Origin of the sequence: Caldisphaera sp., from assembly GCF_023256325.1 — an archaeon.
Lineage (GTDB): Archaea > Thermoproteota > Thermoprotei_A > Sulfolobales > Acidilobaceae > Caldisphaera.
Genome location: NZ_JAGDXI010000004.1, coordinates 1,082 through 7,326 on the forward strand (window position 1 = coordinate 1,082; position 6,245 = coordinate 7,326).

Genomic DNA, 6,245 nt, shown 5'->3' on the forward strand with positions numbered 1-6,245 from the left:
TTACAAGCACCATATGGTTCAGGTAAAACGTCATTAAAGTGAAATAAATTTATGGGAGACAAATCCGTCTGGTATAATAAATATTGTTAAAGAAAAATCTAAGGAATTCGCTGACTACATTAATAAATTAGATATAGTACAGATTTTAAAATATTTATCATATTTAGATAAGATAGCATTTTATTACGCGTTAGATAACAATTATTTGAACCTAGGTATAGAAGAATTTAAGAGCATTTTACAGCAGTTAAAATATTTACCTAACTAATAAGTTTAATATAATAAATAGACCACTATTTATTATTTAATTTATTTTTAATTAATCTGATAATTTATTTAATTAGTTTATATTGTTAAATTTTAATGCTACAAAAGTTATACTAAATTTTTTCGAATTTATCATTTAATGCCTCCACTTTAATTTCCCCCATGCCTAAGCTTTTTAATTTACCTAAACCCATCAATTGAGTTAAATCAAGGGTTTTGTCTAATATTTTTGACATAATACCTCTCTTAATTCTATAAACAGCAAATCCGGTAAAGCCCCTAAATAATCTTAATCTATTTAATTCATCCCTACCAACTATTATAGTTTCTGGTCTTAAATTATAATCCATTTCAGCCATATATACATCTGCTAATCTTCCGGTGTAATAATGTATATTATTTGCCTCATTTATATTCATAATCTTTACCCATAACTTTGCGGAATAAGCTGCAATAAAGCTCGGTTCTGGGAGAATTCTGTTAAATTTTGGGATTCTTCTATTAATATTAGAAGCCCATGGGGGTAGCATAATTTTTGTTGGAATTGCTGTTGGTGTTAAAAAAGTTATTTTTAAAAAACCTCCATCTTTAATTCCAACGCTTAGTTCTGATGTATCTTTTATTGAAATTGAATCAATTAAGTAATTGAATGTAGCTGAAGAGTAATTTACCTCTCCTTTGCAGCCTACAATTTTAGAAATATCTAAATTTTTGTTAACAACTGCAGTAATAGCGCCTCTTAAAAACTCATTTTCCTTTATGTATAATGGTTTGAAGTTTTCATTATTATCCTTTTTTACAGAATAGTATTTTTTACCTTTATCATTTGATAACACCTTAAAAGACATCGCACCATTTTTATAATATTCAATGAACTGAGAGAAGCAATCATCGCTAAATACTATGTCTTTTAATACCTTAGATGATATTGGAGGTAATATTGCGTATCCTTTCTTTGAAAAAACCTTTAATTTTATTGTTATAGCTGCCTTGTTACCTTCATTTCTGAAATAATCAATTAATGATTTACTCATCAATTTCACCAATACCTTGAACTTTGTTGAGTTCCTTTACTAGAAGTCCTAGGTCAGTTAAGTATATTCCTTGGCCTCTACCTTTTTGCATAATTAGGTTTAATTTTTTAAGTTCACTAATTTTATTTCTAATAGTTTTATCAGCTACGTTTAACTTAGCAGATAGCTCTTCAATTGTTGAGCCTTCATTTACATCTACTTGGTTTATTATTTCTATAGAGCTCGCATCTAATCTCAATATGTTTAACAAGTCCCTTAAATCCAATGATGTTGTTTCATAATTAGCAGACTCCGGCTGTATGATTAATGTTGATTTGAAACCTTTAAGAGATAGGAGGAAGCCTGAAAAAAATAATGCTAAATCAAATATCCTTAACCCCCCGCTTGTATCTATTATTATTTGTTCTGGTATTATGTTAAGTTCATTAAATTTCTTGATTATAGTCATAACTACTTTTGAGAAGTCTGTTGAATCTATTTCTATTAAATTAATATCTGAAATCCCAATTCTCTGGGCGTTTAATGACAAAGAATTGAAAGCATTTTTAGTTGCATTAACAGCAGGTGATAAAGTTATTGCTATTATTTTATCTTCTTTAGATGCAGAAAATTTGTTTAATGTTCTTATGGCAAAGTCTTCATGAAACCCTATAGGGAATATAAATAATCTCAATTCAGGCCCTCTTTAATAATTATCTTAAAAGATAAATAAGTTTTAAGGATGGGCAGGACAAACGTGTCTGTACCAGCACGATTTACACTTAGCTAAAACAGGTTTAATCTTTGGGGGATCTTCTTTATTAACTAATTCCTTTAGCTTTATTATCAATGATTTTGCATAGCTTAAAGAATAATTATTTATATCAAAAGAAAAAGTTTCTCCGCCCATGTATAGATGAGCTTTAACCACTTTACCAATATTTTTATTAACCAAATAAGAATAAACAAGCAATTGATCCCTAAAATGATAGGACATTTCAATTTTCCTTTTAAATGCTTTTACCTCTAATATTTGAAAGCTGTTTTCTCCAGCTATTAAATCTACTTTTCCGCTCACTCCCAGTTCCTTATCTATAATTTTTACTTCTTGTTTCCATGGCTTTGGCAGATTTAAATTATTAGCTGCTTCAAAAGGCTTTAATTTTTTACCTTGGCCCATACTTTCTGTTAATGGCTCATAAAAATTGTATTTTTGATTTATATAAGGGATCATTTGGCAATAACTAAAGTTTTTTATTGTAGTTACATCTATTAAATAGTCCATTCTTCTTCAACCCCAAAATAACTTTTCCCGATTTTGCTTGCTAAATTCCACTCCATTTCAGAAATCTTTATCAAATGTACTATATCAGTTGATTTATCTATTATAGATGATGAGGCCCTTTCAATATCTTTTGCAAGTGAAGAAGAAGCCTTGCCAATAAATGCGCTTCTCTGTATCCTTGATAAACCAAACTGCATTAACCTCTTAGACAACTTAAGCCTTTTAGAATCATCGCTAACATCATAAATTACTAATAACATCAACTTTATCACCCCTTGGAAAATTATAACAAAAATACATACTCCCTTCCCTTAATGACTTAGCAAGTCTAAAAGCGTATTCTTTAATAGATTCTTCAAAGCTCATAGGCCTATAAGCATTTACTGCTTGTTCCTTTAGCCTTTCATTTATCAACTTTAATACATTTCTTTTGCTCTCTTTATCCAATAGTTTATCACTGTTTAATCTTATATCATATCCTCTAGCAATCCCTCTCAAAATGGCTTCATCAACAATAGGGGCTCTGAACTGCTCTATGTAATCGAAAACTAAAACAGGTTTACCGCTTCTATCTACATGCATATAACCTGCGTACGGATCTAATCCAGATAAAATCAAGGCTCTGAAACCCAATGAATATAAAATAGAATAACCATAGTTTAAAGCGGCATTTAATGGATCACCACCATCTTGGTCTCTATTAATAAAGTCCAAATTCTTGGGTAAAGCTCTAGATATAGCCCCCCAATAAGATCTAGCTGCAGTAGCCTCAATTTCTAACAATTTCTTTCTTGCTTCATCTATACTAAGTCCTTTAACTTCATCGAAAACTTTCTTGCTAATAGATTCTAATTCTTTTTGGTACCCATTTAAATTATAATAATTGCTTAATCTGCCTAAAGCTTTTGATTGTGAACATATTTTGCAACTTATTAAAGAAGCAGCTATTTCAACTCCTATATAATTGAAACTAGCTAAATATTGCGCCCTTCTTGTATCAGGTGTTCTTGAATAATGAGAAAAGTATGTCATTGATAATGGAGATCCTCTGGGATCTGTTATAACTAATTCTATACCTGCTTTAGCTAAAAGGTTTAATGCCTTGCTCGTTATTGATATGCCTGTTGAAGATACAACTACTAAATCTATCTCCCATAGAGGTATTATTTTTTCTTCTTTTTTGCTAATTAATTTTAATGATGTGCCGTCAGCGCCTAATTTGATTCCATAGTCATCTAAATAGAGAATCTTCATAAACCATCACCTCCATTAAATGTTTCTTTTTCTTGGATCAACTCTTCTGCCATGTTATCTCTAGATTCAATAAACTCCTGCCTCAGGCTATCATCAATATATACTCCCTTCACGTTTATTAACAACGGATTTAAATTGACTGAAATAATTATACCGAAATCGTATGGGGTCTCATTTTGAGATTCTAAAGCTAAAGAGTAACCTGCTAACTGAACTTCATGCCACCTTGCATACTTGTTTCCCAATTTAATTTCTACTACAATGTTGTTCATTATTGCATCTGCCCTTAACCTTTTAGATAAGCCCAAAGGAGAACCATCGATTTGGTATTCTGAAAGCCATAAATTAGAAATTAATGAACCTGAATTCATATATGAACTTGTTATATCTCCAACCATTTCAATTACTATAGCTTTATATAATTGGGAAAGAGAATTTGCGTAAGAAAGAACCACGTTATCTTTGTAATTTAATAAAATATTCCTAATTTTATTTTCTGCTGAGCTTAACAATTTATTAGCTATTTCCCATGGGGCTTTTTTATTAGATACGTTTTTTAATATGTCATCAGAAGTAGCTTTAAATACTTCATGCAGTGCAAGGCCTATTAACATGGCTTGAGTTAACTGCTTTTCTCCAAGCCTTGCTGAAATAGCTTCCTTTGGGCAGCAGCTATAATAAGCTACTTCGCTTACCCCCAAATTAACATTATAATACCTTGGCTTTAATGGCTGCCTATCCCAATTCCATCCCCTATACTCGTTTGATATTTTGAATTGGTCATATATAGAGTGAAGCTTCCTTAATTCCTGTTTTATTTCTTTTATCATTTTTCCACCGAAAAGTAGGGAGGAAAAGAAATGGTAAGTTTTTTTCAATGTTGACCAGAAATCTTTTCCCATGTAGTAAATGGGAATTCTATGAAGAGAAATCTTTTTTCAAGTCTTAAGTTTTATTGTAAGTTTGATATACATCCATAAAATTCCCGCAGGTAAAATATAATTTGGTGTGAAAATTGGGGAAGATTATTGATTCGCTAGCAGTTCTCGGCTCTTCAAAGTTTGTTACTACAATTAATGCTATATTAAATGAGATATTTTATGGTCTTAGGCCTAAAAAAGTTTACATATTATCTGAATATAAACACGAAGAAGGATTTAAGGAAAAAATAAAGAAATCCCTTAATATGCTGAATTTAGGGGCTGATGTTATTGAAAAAGTTATTGGAGAAAGTCCTGAGGAGTGGGAAAAAGGAATAAAAAATGAAAAATTTGATGTTATTGATGTAACCCCTGCAAGAAAATATATGGCTATAATTACGGCAATGGCTGAAAAGACTGAGATTAGGTATGCATTATTAAAGAAGGAAATAGAAGGATATAGGACCTTCGGTTACGTTAGCCCAAAAGAGCTTGAGCTTTGGACGTTATCTCCTAAATTGGGTATAATAAAAGATATTGATCCCCCAGAGGTAAATACTGAGCAAGAAGTTTCTTTTCTTTCACCCATTGGTTTGGAATCACTTTTAAATTTGTTAGCTTTATTTGGAAAAGTTTATATTTATCCTTTAAATTCAAACAAAGTTATTGATTATTCTCCTGTTTGGGGAGATGTAGATATAAGCAATAAAGATGAAATAATAAAAGCAACTAAAGATGAAGTTTTTAAGTTATGCGCTATGAGATCTGGAATGATTCTTCCTGATGAGCTAGAGCAATTAAAAATAAGGGCAGAAGATGCAAACCTTTGCTTCGACACAAATATTTTTATAAATTATGGGGAAACTATTTTTGAACTCCTAGGAAATAAAGTAAGGTATTCGTCTATACCTTTATACAGCGTTTATAATGAATTATCTCAATATATTGAAAATTATCAGAAATCAGGCAGAAGCGATAAGAATACAATAAATAAGTTGCTCGGCTCCATTTCATTTAATAATATCTATCCAAAGCTTGCTAACTTAGGCAAGGAAAGAGCAGGCGATATTAACATAATTAAAGAAGTCAAGGAATTAAAAATAAATGCGCTTAATCCTTTGCTAGTTACTATGGATCTTTCTCTTAATAGTAGGGCTGGTCTGCAAAAAATAAACTCTTTTGCTATTAGCAATAGAGGGAAATACAATTTAGCAAAAGGAATTTTGGGAAAGATCTTATCTTGTTTAAGTTTTTACAGCGACATATCTATAAGAATTAATGGCGAAGATGCTTACAAAATAATTAATTATAATAGGAAGTGGGATCAATTAATAAATGGAACAATAAAACTTCAATCTGAGATCAAAAGATTTAACTATGCTCCTTTGATTTCGTTATTGGAAAATGATAAGTAAATAAAACATGAATTTTCCCTTGTTTTACTTGGGAAACTTTTAAATCTAACGTTTTTTACTCAAGATATCACAAATTTTTTAGTGGGATTAT

General features: G+C 30.6%; 7 protein-coding genes. 1 reads left to right on the plus strand and 6 read right to left on the minus strand.

The features are described 5' to 3' along the window. Positions 1-380: 380 nt before the first annotated feature. From cas6 to cas4a, 6 genes are read right to left on the minus strand one after another with little or no spacing between them, the layout of a single operon-like run. A complete protein-coding gene (gene cas6 / locus Q0C16_RS00235; RefSeq protein WP_292319027.1) occupies positions 381-1,301 on the minus strand; it encodes a CRISPR system precrRNA processing endoribonuclease RAMP protein Cas6 in 921 nt (306 codons plus the stop codon). Continuing rightward, positions 1,294-1,974 (minus strand): CRISPR-associated CARF protein Csa3, encoded by a 681-nt coding sequence (gene csa3, locus Q0C16_RS00240; RefSeq protein ID WP_292319028.1) that lies wholly within the window; start codon positions 1,972-1,974, stop codon positions 1,294-1,296. The genes cas6 and csa3 overlap by 8 nt, the downstream gene beginning before the upstream one ends. 42 nt (positions 1,975-2,016) lie before the next feature. Further along, positions 2,017-2,565, minus strand: coding sequence for a CRISPR-associated protein Cas4 (gene cas4 / locus Q0C16_RS00245; protein WP_292319029.1), 549 nt, complete (start codon positions 2,563-2,565; stop codon positions 2,017-2,019). Then, positions 2,553-2,825, minus strand: coding sequence for a CRISPR-associated endonuclease Cas2 (gene cas2, locus Q0C16_RS00250; protein WP_292319033.1), 273 nt, complete (start codon positions 2,823-2,825; stop codon positions 2,553-2,555). The genes cas4 and cas2 overlap by 13 nt, the downstream gene beginning before the upstream one ends. Further along, on the minus strand, positions 2,806-3,819 hold the full coding sequence (gene cas1 / locus Q0C16_RS00255; protein ID WP_292319030.1) for a CRISPR-associated endonuclease Cas1: 1,014 nt from the start codon (positions 3,817-3,819) through the stop codon (positions 2,806-2,808). Before cas1 ends, cas2 begins: the two co-directional genes overlap by 20 nt. After that, positions 3,816-4,649 (minus strand): type I-A CRISPR-associated protein Cas4/Csa1, encoded by an 834-nt coding sequence (gene cas4a, locus Q0C16_RS00260; protein WP_292319031.1) that lies wholly within the window; start codon positions 4,647-4,649, stop codon positions 3,816-3,818. The genes cas1 and cas4a overlap by 4 nt, the downstream gene beginning before the upstream one ends. Positions 4,650-4,834: 185 nt before the next feature. Between cas4a and Q0C16_RS00265 the strand changes: the two genes are divergently transcribed. After that, complete coding sequence (locus Q0C16_RS00265) at positions 4,835-6,154, plus strand: hypothetical protein (RefSeq protein ID WP_292319032.1); 1,320 nt, start codon at positions 4,835-4,837, stop codon at positions 6,152-6,154. Positions 6,155-6,245 lie beyond the last annotated feature (91 nt).

What these genes read in the sequence shown, in the direction of transcription:
- cas6 (WP_292319027.1), bottom strand. Translation starts at nt 1,301, where the DNA reads ATGAGTAAATCATTAATTGATTATTTCAGAAATGAAGGTAACAAGGCA.
- cas4 (WP_292319029.1), bottom strand. Translation starts at nt 2,565, where the DNA reads ATGGACTATTTAATAGATGTAACTACAATAAAAAACTTTAGTTATTGC.
- cas2 (WP_292319033.1), bottom strand. Translation starts at nt 2,825, where the DNA reads ATGTTATTAGTAATTTATGATGTTAGCGATGATTCTAAAAGGCTTAAG.
- cas1 (WP_292319030.1), bottom strand. Translation starts at nt 3,819, where the DNA reads ATGAAGATTCTCTATTTAGATGACTATGGAATCAAATTAGGCGCTGAC.
- cas4a (WP_292319031.1), bottom strand. Translation starts at nt 4,649, where the DNA reads ATGATAAAAGAAATAAAACAGGAATTAAGGAAGCTTCACTCTATATAT.